Here is a 17,433-nt window from a genome sequence, read left to right on the forward strand (position 1 = left end):
CCCTCAGAATCGGCCAGCCCTTCAGAATCACCGGCCGCCTCAGATCAGCAGGCGGCAACAGACCGGCAGACTCCGCCGAAACGGCAGCCCCCTTCACATCATCGGGGTTCACCACGGCCGCCGGGTCCCGCCCAGTCGTCGCCTGGAACATTCCGCCGCCTCGAGCCGTACCTGGTCCGGCACAAGAGGACGCTGCTCGTCTCCGTGCTGCTGGCCTTACTCTGGGCCGGGGCGGTAGCGGCCGTCCCGGTCACCCAGGGACGGGTCATCGACGACGCGATCGTCAGCGGCACATCGCCTCTGATGCCGCTCATCGTCCTGCTCGGCGCCGTCGCGGTGGCCAGGTTCCTGCTGTCCACCGGCTGGCGCTACATCGGTGGCAAGACCGCCTTCCGGATCCAGGACGACATCCGGCACGACGTCTACGACACCCTGCAGCGGCTCGACTTCACCGGGCACGCTCAGCTGCAAAGCGGCCAGCTCGTCTCCCGGATCAGCAGCGACCTGCAGAAGGTCCATATGCTGCTGAGCTGGATCCCGCAGGTGGCGGGTGCGCTGCTGTCGGCCACGCTGTCCATCGGGATCATGTTCGCGTTGTCGCCCCCGGTGGCGGCGCTCGTCGTCGCTGTGATCGTCGTCGTCTTCGCCGTCACCAACCGGCAGCGCCAGAAGGTGTACGCCGCCGGCTGGGACGCCCAGCAGCGCGAGGCCGAGATGACCACCCGGGTCGAGGAGGCGGTCACCGGCGTAAGGGTGGTGCGCGCGTTCGGCCAGCAGCCCGCCGAGACCGAACGGCTGCACGCGTCGCTGCTCGACATGTTCGCGGCCCGGGTGCGGGCGGTCCGGCTGCGCGCCCCGTTCGTGGCGTCGCTCCAGGGTGCGCCGCTGGCCGGGCAGGTCCTGGTGCTGCTCGTCGGTGGTCTTCTGGTGCTCAACGGTCACCTCACGGTCGGAGTCTTTCTCGCCTGCATCGGGTACCTCGCCGAGCTGGTCGGGATCGCGAGGGTGGCCGGCATGGTGCTGACCAACGCCCCGATGGCCAAGGCCGCGACCGAACGCGTCGGTGAGCTGCTCGATCTGCAGGCGGAGATCACCGAGCCACTTCGGCCGGTGGACGTCGCCCCCAACGGTGGGTCAGTCTCGTTCCACAAGGTCAGCTTCGCCTACGCCGACGGCGACGGGCATCAGGTGATGCGCGACTTCACCCTCGACGTCCAGGCCGGCGAGACGGTCGCCCTGGTCGGCCCGTCCGGATGCGGCAAGTCCACCGCCCTCACCATGCTGCCGCGGTTCTTCGATGCCGACGCCGGGACCATCACCGTCGACGGCATCGACGTGCGGCGATGGTCTCTGCCCGAACTGCGCGGCCGGATCGGCGTGGTCTTCGAGAACAGCTTCCTCTTCTCCGACACCATCGCGGCCAACATCGCCTACGGCAAACCCGATGCCACCGCCGATGAGATCCGTGCCGCCGCGACCGCGTCCGCCGCCGACGAGTTCATCGGCGAGCTGTCGGACGGATACGACACGGTGGTCGGCGAGGAAGGTATCACCCTCTCCGGTGGCCAGCGCCAACGCGTGGCGCTGGCCCGGGCGCTGCTCGCGGAGCCGGACATCCTTTTGCTCGACGACGCCACGTCGTCCGTCGACGTCAAGGTGGAGGAGCGTATCCACGCCAATCTGCGGCCGTTTCTCGCTGAACGGACCGTGCTCCTCGTCGCGTATCGGGAGTCCACGCTGCGCCTGGCCGATCGCGTCGTCCTCATCGACCAGGGCGGCGTCGTCGACCACGGCAGTCACCAGGAACTGATGGAGCGCTCCGGGCTCTACCGCGACCTGTTCGGCGACGGAGATTCCAGCTCCGACGACGCCGGTCCGGCCGGTCTCATCGGACGGGCCCGAACCGGACGGTTCGAAGCGACCGCGTCGGCCTGGCAGTCTCGCCAGGACGCCACCGGTCACCTGCCGCCGGCGGAGATGGAGATTCCGCGGCCGGTCGCCGATCAGATCGCCAAGCTGCCGCCACCGAAGGATCCCCCGGCGGTCGATTTCGCCCGGGAGAACGGCGCTCGTGGGCCGCTGCGGCTGCCATCGTTCGTCCGGCCGTACATCGGCGGGCTGATCGTGGGAATGGGACTGGTCATCCTCGAAGCCGTCATCGTGCTGATGAACCCGATGCTGGTCCGCCAGGCCGTGGACGACGGAATGCTGGCGGGTTCGCTGCCGGTGCTGTTCACCATCTGCGCGGTCGCCGCCGGGCTCGTCGGTGCGCTCTGGTGGGATCAGCGCACGGGGCTGCTGTGGACCGCTCGCAGCACCGAGCGGCTCCTGCTGGCGCTGCGGGTGCGGATCTTCGGCCAGCTGCAGCGGCTCGGCATCGACTACTACGACCGCACCCAGGCCGGCCGGATCATGACCCGGATGACCTCCGACGTGGACGCGATCGCGCAGCTGTTCCAGGTGGGTCTGATCAACACGGTGGTGAGCCTGACCACCTTCATCGGGATGTCCGTCGTGGTCGTCGTACTCGACCCGCTGCTGGCGCTGGTCGTGCTGGGCGTAATCCCGTTCGCGGCCCTGAGCACGTGGTGGTACCGGCGCCGCGCCTCGGTGGCATACGACCAGGCCCGCGAGCAGATATCGGTGATCAACGCGGACATCCAGGAGAGCATGGCCGGGATCCGGGTCACCCACGCCTACCGCCGGGAAGCGGTCAACCTGGCCCGCTTCGCCGCGATGGGCCGGGAGTTCGTCGCCGCGAGCCTGCGCGGGTTGTTCGCCGTGTCGGTGTACGTCGCCACCATCGAGCTGCTCTCGGTGCTCGCGATCGCCGCCGTCCTGGGCGTGGGAGCTACCCGGATCGAGTCGGGAACCCTGGCGCTGGGCACGCTCATCGCATTCCTGCTCTACCTGGCCCAGGTCTTCGCGCCGGTGCAGCAACTGTCCCAGGTGTTCGACGTCTACCAGCGGGCCCGGACCGGACTGGTCCGGGTGCGACGGCTGCTGGCCCTAGAGACGTCCACACCGGTGCGGCCGGACGCCGAACCGGTGCGCGAACTCCGGGGCGACATCCGTTTCCACCAGGTACGGCTGCGCTACGCGGGCACGTCGACGGACGCGATCCGCGACGTCGACCTGCACGTACCACCCGGCCAGCGGATCGCGTTCGTGGGGCGCACCGGAGCCGGCAAGTCGACGCTGTCGAAGCTGATCGCCCGGTTCTACGACCCGACGTCGGGAACCGTCCTGGTCGACGGGCGCCCGCTGGATGCGCTCGACGTCACCAGCTACCGCCGCCGGCTGGGGTACGTGCCGCAAGAGCCGTTCCTGTTCTCGCGCACGATCCGGGACAACATCGCCTACGCCAAGGCGACGGTGAGCGACGCCGAGGTCGAGGCCGCGGCCCGGGCCGTCGGAGCACATGAGTTCATCGAGCGGCTGCCCGGCGGTTACCACCATGTGGTGGCCGAACGCGGCCGGTCGTTGTCGGCCGGACAGCGCCAGCTGGTCTGCCTGGCGCGGGCGCTGTTGCACGACCCGTCGATCCTGATCCTCGACGAGGCGACCTCCAACCTGGATCTGGCCAGTGAGCGACGCGTCAACCAGGCGATGCGGGTGGCGTCAGCGGGCCGGACCACACTCGTCGTCACGCACCGACCGCAATCGTTGCACTGGGTGGACCGAGTGGTGGTGGTCGCTGACGGCAGGATCGACGGCGACGAGCCGGCGCCCGACTACGTCGCCCGGGTGCTCCAGCCAGCCGGCTAGTGGTGTCGCGCGCCGGAGATCCGGGCGGATCTCCGGCGCGGCACACTAGTGTCGTTAGGGTGGCTCGGAGGAAGGCAACAGTGCGCCGGCTGCTGGTGACGTGTGGCGTCGTCGTGATGGCATGCGCCGGATGTTCCGACGACGTGCCTGACGTGAGCCCGCAACTCGGCGACGGTGCGGACGCCGTTGAGCTAGGTGGACGTGACGACACCCGGCCCGCCCCGGCTGGTGACGGTACCGACCCGCCGGCTGGCGGGGCCGACGGAGTGTCCCCGGATCCCGATGGTGCCGACGGCGTCGAGACCGTGGTCGTAGACCAGGTGGGTGAGGTGGACGTCCGGGTCACCGGGGCCAGCCAGATGGAGCTGGTCGACGTCCGCCCGGCGGCTGGATGGCGGTACACCGTCGACGACGCCGACACCGACGAGATTGAACTCGAGTTTCGCCACGAAGGCGGCCGGTCGGTCGACGTCGAGATCACCGTCGAGGACGGCCACCTTCGGACCGAGGTCGACTAACCGTCCTCGCCGCACCCACCACACGGAGGGTTGTGCACAAGGAAGCTTGTTGTCGCTATAGGCGCAGTGCGGAAGCTTGTGGTCGGCGCCTTGCAGTGGCGCCTTGCAGTAAGGAGGCTTGTGGTCGCTATAGGCGCGGTAAGGAGGCTTACTGCACCGGCGGCGGGTGGGTTCACCCGGGGTCGAAGCGGTACCCCATGCCACGGACGGTGATGATGACACCATCACCCAGCTTCTTGCGCAGATATCCGACGTATACGTCGACCACGTTGGAGCCCGGATTGTGGCTGTACCCCCACACCCCGCTGAGCAGCTGCTCCCGGGAGAGCACCTCGCCGGGCCGCTTCAGAAACACCTCCAGCATGACGAACTCGCGTGCGCTGAGCTCCACCTCGCGGCCGTCGATGCGGACCTGCCGGCGGCGGATGTCGAGGGCTAACCGGCCGACGTTGAGTTCGGACGATGCCTCAGCGCTTGCTGTTGCCCCGGATCGTAGCCGCGCCCGGACGCGGGCCAGGAGTTCGTCGAACCGGAACGGTTTGCTGAGGTAGTCGTCGGCGCCGGCATCGAGCCCTTTGATGGTGTTCTCCGGCCCGCCGCGGGCGGTCAGGATGAGCACCGGTGTAGTGACACCTTGGCCGCGTAAGGCGTGGAGCACATCGAGTCCGTCGATGTGGGGTAGCCCGATGTCGAGGATGACCAGGTCGATGTCGGCGCGGTGCGCTTCGTCGAGCCCGGTCCGGCCGTCGTGGGCCACGACGGTGGTGTAACCGTGGGCGGCGAGGCCGCGTTCGAGGAACTCGGCGATGCGGGGCTCGTCTTCGACGATGAGGATGCGGGTCACGGCAACTCACCTTCCACGGTAGGGGAGACCGTCGCCTCGTGGTGTGCTTCGGCCGGGACGACGACGGTGAACCGAGCCCCGCCGGTGTCCGACGCACCAACCTCCACCCGGCCGCCGTGCGCTCGGGCGATGGCGTCCACGATGGCGAGCCCCAGGCCGGCCCCGCCGTCCTGCCGGGCGGAGGTACGGCCGCGGCTGAAGCGGCCGAAGAGCCGGTCTAGCTCGGCTGGGTCGACACCCGGGCCGTCGTCGGTGACCCACAGGTGCGCTTCGCCATCACGCAGCGCCGAGCCGACACCGACCCGCTGGCCGGGTTCGGTGTGCTGCACCGCGTTCTGGGCCAGCTGGAGTAGTGCCTGGGTGAGCCGCTGCCGGTCGCCTTCCACCACGCCGGGTGCCACGGCGTCCAGGCGCCAGTCGCGGTCGCCGAGGGCGCGTGCCTTGGCCAGGACCTCGTCGGTCAGCGCGTCGAGGTCGACCGGTGTGACGTCGAGGAACTCGGCTTGCTGCGCCTTGGCCAGCAGCAGAAGGTCGTCGACCATCCGCTGCATCCGGTCCAGCTCGTCGTTGATCAGTTCGAGGGTCTCTTCGCGTTGGGCGTCGTCGGCGTAGTTCATCAGGTCGAGGTTGCCGCGGATGATGGTGACCGGAGTGCGCAGCTCGTGCCCGGCGTCGTCGATGAACTCCCGTTGCGCGCGGAAAGCCGTCTCCAGCCGGTCGAGCATGTCGTTGAAGGTGGCCACCAGCCGGGCGATCTCCCCGCGGCCGCCCTCCCACTCGATGCGCCGGGTCAGATCGGTCTCGGTGATCGATCGGGCCGTCGCCGAGACCTCGTCGACCGGTCTGAGCACCCGGCCGGTGACGAACCAGACGATGCCGGCCGCCACGACGAGGACGATGCCGCCGATGATAGCGACCACGGTGATGACATCGCTGATCTCGGATGCTTCGAGGTCGCGGAACCACGCGGTGACGAACACCCCGACGGTGTCCCCGCCGACCTGGACCGGGGTGGCCTGATAAGCCACGACTCCGACGTCGTCGACCTGGACCCGGCCCCGCTCGACGGCCTGCACCGCACTCCATCGGTCGGTCAGCTCGACGAGCCGATCCAGCCGGGCCGGAGGATCACCACCACTGCGCAGATAGGGAGCGCCGTCGACGTAGGTGATGAATACTTGATTCTCCGACGGAACGTTGCGCTGGAGGAAAACTCGGAACATCCGCTCGACGTCGGGGCCGAACAACTCACCCGTCGCCGGATCCGTGCCCGCGGCGAGGGCGGCGAACTCCTCGGTGTCGCGGGCCATGCCGTCGGTGATGCGTTCGTCCACCCGAGACTCGAGGATCATCTGGGTGGCCAGGCTGGACAGCACCAGGGCCGCCACCAGCAGGGCGGCGCTGGCCGCGACGATGGGTGCGCGGGCCGAGCCGAACCGTCGCGACCAGCTTCGCTTCGGGCCGGTGGCCTGCCTCCGCGTCGTCGAGTCCATTCGTCGCACGCCTCCGATTGTGCCTGCCTGCTCCGTCATATGTGCGCAGGTGATGGCGTTCCACGTGGTTGATGAGGGAATCCTGAGCCGAACATGAGAGGCCTTTCATGAAGGCTCGACGACGTTGGTTCGACGGGTAGACCGGTAAGAGACCGAACGACGTACACGATGAAAGGTGCCCATGATGCGCCGGACAGCTGGAACTTTCGCCGCCATCGCGGCGGTCACCCTCGTGGTCGCGGCCTGCGGCGGGGACGACAGCTCGACCACGACCCTGAACGACGGTGCCGATGCCGTCGAGGTCAGCCCCGACACCGGTCCAGCCGATGCTGGTGAGCCGGGAAGCGCCGATGATGACCACGATGATGCTGGTCAGGGTGGTGATGATGCGGCTGATGACACCGCTGGCGCCGCCGACGCGGAACGCGACGACACCGGTGGCAGCGCGGTGATCGACCCGCGGGCTGACTACCCGGTGCCGGCCCAGCCGGGCCGCTGGGCGATCGGCGAGGCCGGATTCGTCGAGTTCGACGTACGCGACCGGGAGCTGGTCCTCGTCGACGTCGAGGCGGTCGACGGCTGGCGTTCCAGCGTCGACGAGGACTCGTCGGACGAGATCGAGGTCGACTTCAAGCAGGGCAACGTCGACATCGACGTCGAGATCGAACTGGACGACGGCCGGCTGGAGATCGACGTCGACACCGACATCGACCGCGCCGACCCCGGGGTGTACGAACTAGGCCAGGCCGGATCGATGGAGTTCACCGTCGACAATGGCCGGCTCGTGCTGCGCGACGTCGTCGTGGCTGACGGCTGGTCGCTGCGGATGGACGAAGAGGACAGCGACGAGATCGAGTTCACCCTGTCCAGCGGGAATGAGCGGTGGCGGGTGGAGATCGAGCTCGACGACGGTGCGGTGGAGTTGGAGATCGACTACCGGGTCCGCGACACGATCTGAGGTGTGGCCCCGGGGATCGGCGGGCGGTGGCGCGCCGCCCGTCCGCTCAGCGGACCCGTGCCCGCAGCAGCTCCTCGGCAAAGGCCGGCCGACGGCGGTTCCGCTGGATGACGTCGGCCAGGTAGCGGGTGAACTCCGTGGGCGTTCCGGCCGCCTCCGCGGCGTCTCGCATGCGGCGTAGTAGCCGGGCGGCGGTCCGGTAGTTGTGGCGGCCGGCATGCACCAGCGTCCGGTCGACGACCCGCCGATACAGCGGCAGCGTGGACGCTGGGTCGGTGATGATGCGGCGGCGGAACAGGCGTTCCCACAGTTCGACGTCGATGCCGTCCGGGTGGGCGCGGGCCGCCGTCCACGCCGCGTCGTCGTCGCCGCGATCATGGAGAACGAGCACCCATCCGCGCGGATCGACCCTGGCCAGAAGCTCACCAGCTACCGCGTGCTCGGCGTCCCACACTCCGGCAGCGGTGGCATCACGCTCGAACGCCTTGTACGTGGTCGTCGACGGCCGGTTCTGGAAGTCGTCGCGCCGGATCCGGACCACCTCGTCGAGCTGTCCGCGCCGTCGGGCGTCCTCGGCGGCATACGTCACCAGGGGAGTCACCTGGTGCGAGTGTGGGTCGGCGGCGATGCCCTGTCGGGCGTATTCGGCGGCGAGCTCGCCATAACCGGACTCGTGTAAGGCATCCACCAGCTCGGCGAACTGGTAGGCGCGCTGGGGCTGTCCGCCGGCACGTTGGATGATCTCCTCCGGATCTCGGTGCAGCACCGCTAGCCGGCGGCGGGCGTAGTCGATGCCGTGGTGGTCCGCCGCATCATCCTTGGAGAGCTGATCGAGCAGACCGCGGTACTGCTCAGCCCCGATCGCGCCGATCACGTCGGCGTATTCGCAGATGTCGATGTCGATGACGTCTTGGGTGCCGCCGAACCTGAAGGTGAACAGCCAGTTCACCAAGGCCGTGACGTCGGCGTCGGTCAGGTGCGCCGCGGCTGCCGCCTTCGCATGTGCATCGAGCAGACGGCCGATCTGCATGCCCTGCGACCCGGACGAGTCGTCACTGCGCCGGATAGCCCGCACCGCTAGCTCGATAGCCCGTTGTACGACGGCGAGGAACTGGGCGGATGCAGCGTTCTCCGCGAGATCCTCCAGGTGGTCCACGACGGGTTCGACGTCGTCCGCGTACTGGTTGGCGGCCAGATAGTCGTAGAAGGGTTCATCTGGGGTGAACGTGTCGGCCACGACCGTCATCAGGGTGGACATGTCGCCGGTGGTGGTGGCGGTGATGGTGGCGTGACGACGGGCGACGAACTCCACCATCCCGTCGACCTCGATGCAGGCGTCCAGCAGAAGATCTCTGAGTTCGTTGGCGGTGAGTCCGTGCAGCCACCGGTCCGGGCTGAAGGTTTCCTGCTCGACGTCCGCCGCCTCCCTGACACCGGCCTGCCCGGTGGACTCGTCCGAGGGGACCGCCACCGAGACGGCGACGGCGACGCAATGTTTGCAGAACGCACCCATCACCCCGACCGGGCAGTCGCAGAACCACGAGTCGGCGGACAGCTCGACGTGGTAATCGTCCGTGCCGGCGACCACGGCCGTGATCCGATCCGCACCCTCGGTGAGTTCGATGACGCGCCCGGCGCCGGCGTAGGTGGCGCCGCGCTCGATCGTGATCGGGTCGGTTAGCTCGTCGAGGCGGCTGCTGAGGTCCTGTGCCCACACACTCACGGACAGCACTCTCTCAGGGCGAGGGGCGTAGGTTCCACCCGTGCCATCCAGCTTGGTTTCACAGCGGTGGTCGCCGTCGTCGGCACTTCCTGGTTTTGTATGCCGTATGCGGCCTGGTTTTCGGGGGTTATCCGGCATAGAAAGCCAGCAAGAGCCGGGCCACGGCCCGTCCCGCCATGGTCAAACGATTAGGCTGCATCGACGTTGCCGGTGATCGGGGGAGTGAGGGCGGGCCAATGGGATCGATCCGATGGGGAGGTCGGGTCGGGGCCGTCGTCTGCCTGGCAGCCGGCCTGGTAGCCGGGTGTGCGTCGGAGGAACGCCCCGAGGGAGAGCGGGCCACCGTGGTGCACGTCATCGACGGTGACACACTCGACGCCCAGATGGCGGGCGGCGGCGGCGTCGAGCGGGTCCGGCTGCCGCAGATCGACACACCGGAGCGCGACGAGTGTGGGTACGACGACGCGACGCGGCTCCTCCTCGACTTGGTGTTGGACCAGGACGTCGTGCTGGTCCCGACGAGCGACGGCCCAGACCGTGACGTCCACGACCGGCTCCTACGTGCGGTGGAACTCGACGGCGCGGACGTCGGCGCCGAGCTTGTCGAAGCAGGGATGGCTCGCTGGTTGTCTCGGCACGCCGGTGAGGACTCGCGGCTCGCCGGCGTCTACGAGGAGGCCGAGGACGAAGCGCGGCGCGAAGGGCGTGGATTCTGGACGAGCTGCGGCTGGCGGTAGCCGTCCAGGCCCTTACTGCCACACAACTCCCCGGCGCTGCCGGCGATGGTGCGTCGAGTGTTTGCTGGTCAGGGCTTGACGGCTGGTTCGTTGTTCCACGCTTCATGCAGCAGGGCACCGAACTCGGCCGACGGTTCCAGCGCCACATCCGAGATGGCCGTCACGGCCACGCCGGGAGTCCACGAGTTCATCACCGCCGCGGCCAGGCCCGTGGTCTCCGCCGGTTCCAGGCGCTGGGTGCGCTGATCGACACCAAGCTCGGCCAACTGTCGCTGGATCGTCTTCTGGGTGACCCCTTCGAGCAGCCGTCCCTGCGGCCAGATCACCGAACGGCCATCGTAGAACGCCAGGTTCCAGATCGACGCTTCGGTCAGAGCACCGGACCGGTCGATGAACACGGCGTCGTCGAAACCGGCCGATACCGCCGTCTGGATGGCCACGGTCTTCGCGGTTTCGCCGACGAGCTTGACCTCCGCGAGGAAGCGTTCGTGTGCGTATGGGTAGAGACGCAGCGGCCCGTTCGGCGGCGTGGCCGGTGGCGCGGTCCGAACGAGCACATTCAGCCGGGACTCCGAGCGGGGGACGAACTCACCGCTGGAGGTGAAGACGGTGATCGTCATCGAGAGATCCGGACCGGATGCCTCGATCGCCTTCCCGGCGTAACCCAGGATGGTGTCGTCGGCGACGGAATCGCCAAACATTTGCTCAGACGCGGCCCGGAGGCGTTGGAGGTGCAGGTCGAGTGCCTTGGTCCGGCCGTCGCGGATCTGCATGGCGGTGAAGTGGGCGTAACCGGCGAAGGCTAACGGCGACAGCTCGGCGGCGCCGGCGGGCTGGCCGTTGAGCGAGATGTTCGTCATGGAATCTGCGGTCATGTAGGCACGTTAAAGCTTGACATCAGTGGCAAGGTCAAACGCGAGACGACGCGCTTGGACAGGAGGCAGGGTGCAGATCGGAGAACTGGCCGCACGTACCGGCGTCAGCGAACGGTCTCTGCGGTACTACGAACGGCTCGGATTGCTGCACGCGGAGCGCCGGTCCAACGGGTACCGGGACTTTGCCGACGCCGCCGCGGGAGACGTCGCCAAGATCCGGGCGCTGCTGGACGTCGGGTTCTCCACCGAAACGATCAAGACGCTGCTTCCCTGTGTTGAGGAAGGTACCCGCGGATTCGTGCTCTGCGACGAGGTTGTCGAACTCGTCGAACGCCATCTCGCACGGTCGGACGCGGAGATTGGCCGGCTCCGCCGCCAGCGCGCGGAGTTGGCGAACTACCTGGGCGCCAGCAGTTGACGGGCACCACGTCGAGGCGATCGCCGGGTACGCCGCGGCCGCGGCGTTACGTGGGCCGGGGGTCTTGGCTGAGGACCTCCCGCTTGTAACGCTTGAGCAGAACGTGGCCGGTGGTCAGCACGGCAAGCACAACGATCGGCACGGCGACCTGCGGCATGGGCGTGTTGAGTGCGGGAACGATCAGCAGACCTATCCACAGCGTGACGTAGGTGAAGTAGACGTGGTCGACGTAGCGTCGCTGCCACCCGGTCCGCTGCGCCGACGCCTCACGGTGTGCCAGCCACAATCTCCAGCCCATGACGGCGGCCAGGCCGGCCAGGCCGGTAAACGTGACCCGGGCAGCGGCGTCGAGATCAGTCCAGTCGTAGACGATCAGCGCGACCATGCCGACGATCAGAACCGTGACACACGCCACGTAGAGCCGCCGCCAGTGGTGTCGCCCGTCGTCCGGCCGCGGCGGCGACAGCGACAGCAGGCCGGCCAGCACTCCGGCCACTCCAGGTGCGGCGTGCAGGAGGACAAGTCCGGTGCGCATAGTCCGCCTCCTTCGTGTCGCGGCGACGATCACGGGATCGGTGCTGTCTCGAAGGTACCGGTGCGCGGCGGGCAGCAGCGTCAGGATCGGTCCCTATCCTGGCCGTTTCGTTCCCTATTTTCCGGAGGTGGTTTCCCAGGTGAACCCGTCCGGGTCGGTGAAAGACCCGGCCCCGCTGCCGACGGCCATCCGGTGCGATCCCGTCCCGTCCGGCGAGACCCCGGCGACTTTGGCGAGGCCACGACGTTTGTACAGCGCCAGCGTGACGGGTCCGGAGTCGAACTGGACGTACTTACGGCCGTAGCTCTTCGCGACGGTGAGGCCGCGGTCGACGTAGAACTGCTTGCTCGCGGCGACGTCCGCGACGCCGAGCTGGAGCACGATGTCGTCGATCTGCTTCGTGGCCGGCCCGGTGTTCTTCTTCGACGACGACGCCAACGTCACGATCGTTCCGTCCGGAGCCTGGACGACGCCGCCATAACCCCACAGCGACTTCGCGGCCGGCTTCACCTGGGTGGCCCCGGCGTCGACAGCGGCACTGGCCAGGGCGTCGACAGTGGCCGGCTGGGACACGACGAGCGAGAGCGTGAACCCCCGGAAGCCGGTTGTTGGAGCGTCGGAGGCACGCACCTGCACGTGTTTACCCAATTCGAGCGCTTCGGTGTAGAAGAGGTCAGCGGCCGTGGGGTCGGATACCTCGAGGGTGATGTAGTCGATGGTTGTCATGGCTGGTCCTTTCAGTTGAGTGTTGGTGTCTTGGACGTGCGGTCGGCTCAGCGTTGAAGGAATCCGAGGACGTTGCCGCTGGGATCTTCGACGATGGCGGCCAGTTGCCCACCGCCGACATCTTTGACGTCCTGGCGGGTCCGCCAGCCAGCATCGACGGCTTGGCGCAGGGTGGCCGCGACGTCGGCGACGTGGCAGTAGCTGACCGGGCCGGTCATGCCGTGGTTGTGACCGTTCGGGTCGAGGCCGATCTCCTGCTCGCCGACCCGGAAGCCGACATAGTAGGGCTCGTCGGCGTACGGCTGCACACCCAGCACGGTTCCGTAGAGCGCCTTGGCGGCGGCCAGGTCCCGGACCGGGATGATGATGGTCTGAATGCTGTGGCTCATGACTGCCTCCTCTTTGACGTGGTCTCTTACTGGTGTCAGCATCTCCCTGGCCTGGGTAGTCCCACATCCGTGCTGAGCACGGAGCACACCACGGATCCAGCCCCGTAGCCCCGTAGCCCCGTAGCCCCGTCGCCCCGCGGCCTTGGCGGTCCTCCGCGAGGCGAGCCCGTGCGAGGCGAGCCCGCGCGAGAGAATAGGTCACGTGTCGAAGCAGACGGCGACGGCGGGGATCTCGGCTCGGGAGGCCGAGATTCTGGCCCTCCTCGGAGAACACCGCAGCAACGCCGAGATCGGTGCGCAGCTGTTCATCTCGGTCCGCACCGTCGAGACCCACGTGTCGTCGCTGCTGCGTAAGCTTGGCGCGCCCGATCGTCGGGCCCTCGCCGATCTGGCCGGCGAATTCGACCGCGCCGAGCGGACCAACCAGGCGCTGGCCGGGCTTCCGTCGCCCCTGACCCCGTTCATCGGCCGGGCCGAGGAGCGCGGCGCCCTGCGCGATGCTGTCAGCGCGCACCGCGAGGTCACCGCCGTCGGCCCCGGTGGTGTGGGCAAGACCCGGTTGGCGCTGGCCGTCGCCGCGGACCTAGCCAGCAGCTTCGTCGACGGCGTGTGGTTCGTCGATCTGGTGCCGGTCACCGACCCTACGATGGTCGGCTCCGCCGTCGCGGCGGCGCTCGGCGTGGGGGAGCAGCAGGGTCGCGGTATCGACGAGTCCGTGTTGGCGGCGCTGGTCGGCCGTCGCGTCCTGCTGGTGCTGGACAACTGTGAACACCTGACCGACGGGGTGGCGCCGTTCGTCGAGCGTTTGCTGGCGCGCTGCCCGGAGGTGAGCGTTCTGACCACCAGCCGGGCGCGGCTGATGGTGCCGTTCGAGCGGGTTTATCCGGTTCCGCCGCTGTCCCTTGACGGACTCGGTGCCGACGACGCACCGGGCGCGGCCGATTCGGCGGACGCGGTCGCGCTGTTCGTCGACCGGGCCGCGGCCGTCGGCTGGAGCGTCGAGACCGAGCACCTGGACCAGGTCGCCGACGTGTGCCGCAAGTTGGACGGGGTGGCGCTGGCGATCGAGCTCGCGGCGGCCCGGCTGCCCGCGCTGGGGCTCGATGGCCTGGTCACAGGCTTGTCCGACCATCTGCGGCTGCTGGTTGGCGGGTACCGTGCCGACGACCGGCACCGTTCGGTCCGGGCCATGCTGGACTGGAGCCAGGCGCTGCTCGACGGCCCCGACCTGACTCTGCTGCGACGGACGTCGGTGTTCGTTTCGCCGTTCAGCGCGTCGGCCGCCGCGGCGGTGGCCGGGTTCAGCCCGCTGGAGCCAGGGGAGATCGCCGACGGGTTGGCGCGGCTCGCGGACCAGAGCCTGCTGAGCGTCGCCGCGTCCGCCGGAGGCACCCGGTACCGCGCATTGGAGACCATCCGCCAATACGGGACTGAACAGCTCACCGAGGCCGGTGAACTCGATAGCACCCGTGCTCAGCATCTGCGCTGGTGTGCCGGCACCGCTCGTGAGCTGGCCGAAGACCCGTCGCCCACCACTGGCACCTGGCGGGCCGGTTTCGACGCCGTAGCCGACGACTTCCGGGCCGCCTTGAGCTGGGCCGCTGAGCAGCCGGAGCAGCGCACCGACGCGTACCAGCTCGCGCTGTCGCTGGCGCACCTGGCTTTCTCCCGCAACCTGGTAGGTGAGTCCCAGCAGCGCTTCGAGCAGGCGGCCGGCCTCACCGACGACCCCGCCGGCGAGGCTTCCGCCCTCCGGTGGGCGGCGAACGTCGCCGCGTGCCGGATGCGGGGCGACGACGCCTACCGCCTGTGGCAGGCTGCCGCCGACGTCGCTCACCGCGCCGGAGACACAGCTGCCGCGGCGCGGGACCTCGCCACGGCCGCCACCACTTACTTCCGTAAAGCCGGTGCTTTCGCCCAGCGGCCCCCGGTCGACGACGCGACCGCATTGCTGGCCCGAGCGGTTGAGCTGGCCGGTGCCGACGCCGCAGCCCAGGCCGCGGTGGCCCTGGCCGAATGCACGGCTCGCGGGTACATGTTCTTCGCCGACCAGACCGCCGATGCTACGTCGGCCGCGGCGACGATGACCACCCTCGCGGAGCGGGCAGTGGACCTCGCCCACCGGCTGGGCAACCCGGTAGCCGAAGGCGCCGCTCTGCACGCGCTGACCGGGGCGCGGCGACGGTCGGGCGACACGTTCGCCGCTGCCGCCACCGCACGTCGTCGGGTAGAGCTGCTCGAATCCGTGCCGATCACCCCGGGCTCCGCGGACGAACTGATCGACGCGCTGACGATTGCCACCGCCACCAGCATCGGCGTCGGCGACCTGCCGTCGGCCCGACGATGTGGTCGGCAGTTGCGCGATCTGCCGCTGTTGGCCGAGGTCGGGCATATCGCGACTGCGCAGCTCATCATGGCCGACGCGCTTGCCGGGTACGGCAACGACGTGATCGCGGCCAGCACCCAGTTTCTCGACGGCTGGACCCAGGCGGGCCGTCCGCGGGGCCATACCTTCGGCCCGGTGGCCGCGGCGGTCGCGATGATCCACGGGCTACGTGGCGACGAGGCCGCCCGCGCCGACTGGTTGTCCGTCGTCGACCAGTTGGGCGTCAGTGTTGCCGACCGATCCGGCTACGCACCCACCTTCGACGCCATCACCCTGCTGCACCGTGGAGAGGTGGCGCTCGCCCTGGAACGGCTCGACGTCCAAGCCGACGAGGCGAACCTGTGGCGCCTGGGGATACTGCTGCACTGGCACGTTGCCCTGCGCGCCGAAGCCGCCGTGCTGGCCGGCGACCCCGACGCCGGCGACCACCTCGTTGCCGCCCGTCCGGTCGTTGGAGAGAACCCCGTCGCGAACGCGATCCTCGACCGGGCCGCCGCGCTGCACGACGACGACCACGGACGTCTCGTCGCCGCCGCAACCGCCTTCGAGGCGGCCGGCTGCCCATATCAACAGGCCCGGACACTCGTCCTGGCCGGCGGCGATACCGTGCCCGCCGGCAACGACATCCTCACCAACCTCGGGCTCGCCCCTACAAAGGCCGCCGGCTGACCCTCGTGGCGCGAGGACGGCCGGATCTGCTGCATACCAGACCTGTACCCGTCCTCTGACTATGGCTTGAGCGCACCGATTGGAACGACATCGACGTGGTCGGGTCGCCGATACGCGTATTCGCCGGCCGTGATCACGACGAGCGCTTCTGGTTCCCGGGCGATCCGCCGTTCTGCGATCCGCCGGAGGGACGCCGCCGCACCGTCTATGTCATGCCCGAGCTTCACTTCGACGCCGATCCAGGTCCCATCACGATTCTCGATGATCATGTCAGCTTCGAGATCGCCGTTACGCTCACGATAGTGATAAACCGAGGCGTCCAAGGCCTGCGCGTAGACCAGCAAATCCCGCGTCACGAGAGACTCGAACAAGCTTCCCAGGATGAAGGGATTCTTGAGCAACCTCTCAGCATTTGAGCCGAGAAGAGACGCCGCCAGGGAAGGGTCAACGAGATGGCGCTTGCTCAACTCGGCCAACCTGGTACGCGATCTCAGTTCTGGGCTCCACGCTGGCAGGTCGGACGTGAGCATCAACTGCCCAGCAGCTTCTCGATAGGCATCGGCGGTTTGCCATGTCAGCGTTTGGTCTCGACCAGCCACGGGCGAGTCGTCCCCCACTACTCGAGAGACAATCTTGGTAAGCGGCGCAGGATGAGCCGTGAACTGTGCGTATGCCCGGAGAAACCGCTCCAGACGCGCCGGATCGTGGTGCGTGCCGCCAGCAGACGGGATGGCGTGCTCTACCGCGTAGACAAGATAGTTACGAGTGAACCGCTCCGGATTTGGCACAGCGCCGGTAACGATCTCGGGCCAACCGCCACGAACGATCAAATGAGCGTAGTCGGCGATGCTCGCCTCGCTGCGCCCCCGGGCCGGCTCTCCGCTGAACAGCGCAGCAAGGGAAACTTGCCCGGTCGAATCGCCGCTCTCCCATAAGCTCATCGGGCGCATCTGTACTCGAGCCATACGACCAGCGCCTGAGTGGCGACGCGCGTCTGGCTCCGGTGTTGCGGATCCGGTGAGCAAGAACTGTCCGGGTTCTCGGCGATCGTCTACTGCTCTTCGTACCGCGTTCCATAGACGAGGCTCGACCTGCCATTCATCGATCAGCCGGGGAACGGCGCCGTCTAGCACGAGACCTGGGTCCAACCGCACCAGTTCCGCTGCCGCCTCGTCAACGTCGAGTCTTACCTCGCTGGCGGCATGCTGACGCGCGGTCTCAGTCTTGCCGCAGGCCTTAGGCCCCTCAAGGACAACCGCGCCCATCGCCGCGAGATCCGTTTTGATCTGGTCATCGACGATACGAGACCGATACGTACCCCTACCCATGAGCAGCTCCGTTGAAGCAGCAGACAATCTATCATCGAACTAGCAGCGATCCTATCATCGAACTAG

At 68.3% G+C, this 17,433-nt stretch carries 14 protein-coding genes; 6 read left to right on the forward strand and 8 right to left on the reverse strand.

Annotation, left to right across the window (positions count from 1 at the left end; all coding sequences use genetic code 11):
* Window positions 1-204 precede the first annotated feature (204 nt).
* Together G8760_RS16060 and G8760_RS16065 are read left to right on the forward strand one after the other, a co-directional pair.
* Window positions 205-3,768, forward strand: a complete 3,564-nt coding sequence (locus G8760_RS16060; protein WP_166352928.1) for an ABC transporter ATP-binding protein — start codon at window positions 205-207, stop codon at window positions 3,766-3,768.
* 59 nt (window positions 3,769-3,827) lie between these two features.
* Window positions 3,828-4,286, forward strand: a complete 459-nt coding sequence (locus G8760_RS16065; protein ID WP_166352930.1) for a hypothetical protein — start codon at window positions 3,828-3,830, stop codon at window positions 4,284-4,286.
* A gap of 172 nt (window positions 4,287-4,458) precedes the next feature.
* On the opposite strand, the gene G8760_RS16070 is transcribed toward G8760_RS16065, so the two are convergent.
* Both G8760_RS16070 and G8760_RS16075 read right to left on the reverse strand, forming a co-directional pair.
* The gene (locus G8760_RS16070; RefSeq protein WP_166352932.1) at window positions 4,459-5,130 is read right to left on the reverse strand and encodes a response regulator transcription factor; all 672 of its coding nucleotides are present in this window, start codon (window positions 5,128-5,130) and stop codon (window positions 4,459-4,461) included.
* Window positions 5,127-6,623 (reverse strand): sensor histidine kinase, encoded by a 1,497-nt coding sequence (locus tag G8760_RS16075; RefSeq protein WP_246222587.1) that lies wholly within the window; start codon window positions 6,621-6,623, stop codon window positions 5,127-5,129. The genes G8760_RS16070 and G8760_RS16075 overlap by 4 nt, the downstream gene beginning before the upstream one ends.
* A gap of 184 nt (window positions 6,624-6,807) precedes the next feature.
* Between G8760_RS16075 and G8760_RS16080 the strand changes: the two genes are divergently transcribed.
* Window positions 6,808-7,581 (forward strand): hypothetical protein, encoded by a 774-nt coding sequence (locus G8760_RS16080; protein ID WP_166352936.1) that lies wholly within the window; start codon window positions 6,808-6,810, stop codon window positions 7,579-7,581.
* 46 nt (window positions 7,582-7,627) lie between these two features.
* Here G8760_RS16080 and G8760_RS16085 read toward each other — a convergent pair whose 3' ends face one another.
* Window positions 7,628-9,304 (reverse strand): SWIM zinc finger family protein, encoded by a 1,677-nt coding sequence (locus G8760_RS16085; RefSeq protein ID WP_166352938.1) that lies wholly within the window; start codon window positions 9,302-9,304, stop codon window positions 7,628-7,630.
* Between the two features lie 236 nt (window positions 9,305-9,540).
* Between G8760_RS16085 and G8760_RS16090 the strand changes: the two genes are divergently transcribed.
* Window positions 9,541-10,041 carry a thermonuclease family protein gene (locus tag G8760_RS16090; RefSeq protein ID WP_166352940.1) on the forward strand — a complete coding sequence of 167 codons (501 nt, stop codon included), beginning with the start codon at window positions 9,541-9,543 and terminating at the stop codon, window positions 10,039-10,041.
* Between the two features lie 68 nt (window positions 10,042-10,109).
* Here G8760_RS16090 and G8760_RS16095 read toward each other — a convergent pair whose 3' ends face one another.
* Window positions 10,110-10,916: an aminotransferase class IV gene (locus tag G8760_RS16095; protein ID WP_166352942.1), complete on the reverse strand. Its 807-nt coding sequence runs from the start codon at window positions 10,914-10,916 to the stop codon at window positions 10,110-10,112.
* Window positions 10,917-10,986: 70 nt separating this feature from the next.
* On the opposite strand from G8760_RS16095, the gene G8760_RS16100 reads away from it, so the two are divergent.
* Window positions 10,987-11,334 carry a MerR family transcriptional regulator gene (locus G8760_RS16100; RefSeq protein WP_166352944.1) on the forward strand — a complete coding sequence of 116 codons (348 nt, stop codon included), beginning with the start codon at window positions 10,987-10,989 and terminating at the stop codon, window positions 11,332-11,334.
* A gap of 46 nt (window positions 11,335-11,380) precedes the next feature.
* Here the strand turns inward: G8760_RS16100 and G8760_RS16105 are convergent, their stop codons facing one another.
* The 3 genes from G8760_RS16105 to G8760_RS16115 all read right to left on the reverse strand — a co-directional run bounded on the left by G8760_RS16105 (window position 11,381) and on the right by G8760_RS16115 (window position 12,984).
* Window positions 11,381-11,869 carry a hypothetical protein gene (locus G8760_RS16105; protein ID WP_166352946.1) on the reverse strand — a complete coding sequence of 163 codons (489 nt, stop codon included), beginning with the start codon at window positions 11,867-11,869 and terminating at the stop codon, window positions 11,381-11,383.
* Between the two features lie 114 nt (window positions 11,870-11,983).
* Entirely contained in the window at window positions 11,984-12,595 is a 612-nt protein-coding gene (locus tag G8760_RS16110; RefSeq protein WP_166352948.1) for a VOC family protein, read from the reverse strand.
* 47 nt (window positions 12,596-12,642) lie between these two features.
* Window positions 12,643-12,984 (reverse strand): VOC family protein, encoded by a 342-nt coding sequence (locus G8760_RS16115; RefSeq protein WP_166352950.1) that lies wholly within the window; start codon window positions 12,982-12,984, stop codon window positions 12,643-12,645.
* A gap of 202 nt (window positions 12,985-13,186) precedes the next feature.
* On the opposite strand from G8760_RS16115, the gene G8760_RS16120 reads away from it, so the two are divergent.
* Window positions 13,187-16,039, forward strand: a complete 2,853-nt coding sequence (locus tag G8760_RS16120; protein ID WP_246222576.1) for an ATP-binding protein — start codon at window positions 13,187-13,189, stop codon at window positions 16,037-16,039.
* Window positions 16,040-16,098: 59 nt separating this feature from the next.
* Here the strand turns inward: G8760_RS16120 and G8760_RS16125 are convergent, their stop codons facing one another.
* Entirely contained in the window at window positions 16,099-17,367 is a 1,269-nt protein-coding gene (locus G8760_RS16125) for an ATP-binding protein (protein ID WP_166352952.1), read from the reverse strand.
* Window positions 17,368-17,433: the final 66 nt, after the last annotated feature.

This window comes from Phytoactinopolyspora limicola (assembly GCF_011320225.1).
Taxonomy (GTDB): domain Bacteria; phylum Actinomycetota; class Actinomycetes; order Jiangellales; family Jiangellaceae; genus Phytoactinopolyspora; species Phytoactinopolyspora limicola.

Coding starts and splice junctions, on each gene's coding strand:
- G8760_RS16075 (WP_246222587.1), bottom strand. CDS start 6,623: ATGGACTCGACGACGCGGAGGCAGGCCACCGGCCCGAAGCGAAGCTGG.
- G8760_RS16080 (WP_166352936.1), top strand. CDS start 6,808: ATGCGCCGGACAGCTGGAACTTTCGCCGCCATCGCGGCGGTCACCCTC.
- G8760_RS16090 (WP_166352940.1), top strand. CDS start 9,541: ATGGGATCGATCCGATGGGGAGGTCGGGTCGGGGCCGTCGTCTGCCTG.
- G8760_RS16095 (WP_166352942.1), bottom strand. CDS start 10,916: ATGACCGCAGATTCCATGACGAACATCTCGCTCAACGGCCAGCCCGCC.
- G8760_RS16105 (WP_166352946.1), bottom strand. CDS start 11,869: ATGCGCACCGGACTTGTCCTCCTGCACGCCGCACCTGGAGTGGCCGGA.
- G8760_RS16110 (WP_166352948.1), bottom strand. CDS start 12,595: ATGACAACCATCGACTACATCACCCTCGAGGTATCCGACCCCACGGCC.
- G8760_RS16115 (WP_166352950.1), bottom strand. CDS start 12,984: ATGAGCCACAGCATTCAGACCATCATCATCCCGGTCCGGGACCTGGCC.
- G8760_RS16125 (WP_166352952.1), bottom strand. CDS start 17,367: ATGGGTAGGGGTACGTATCGGTCTCGTATCGTCGATGACCAGATCAAA.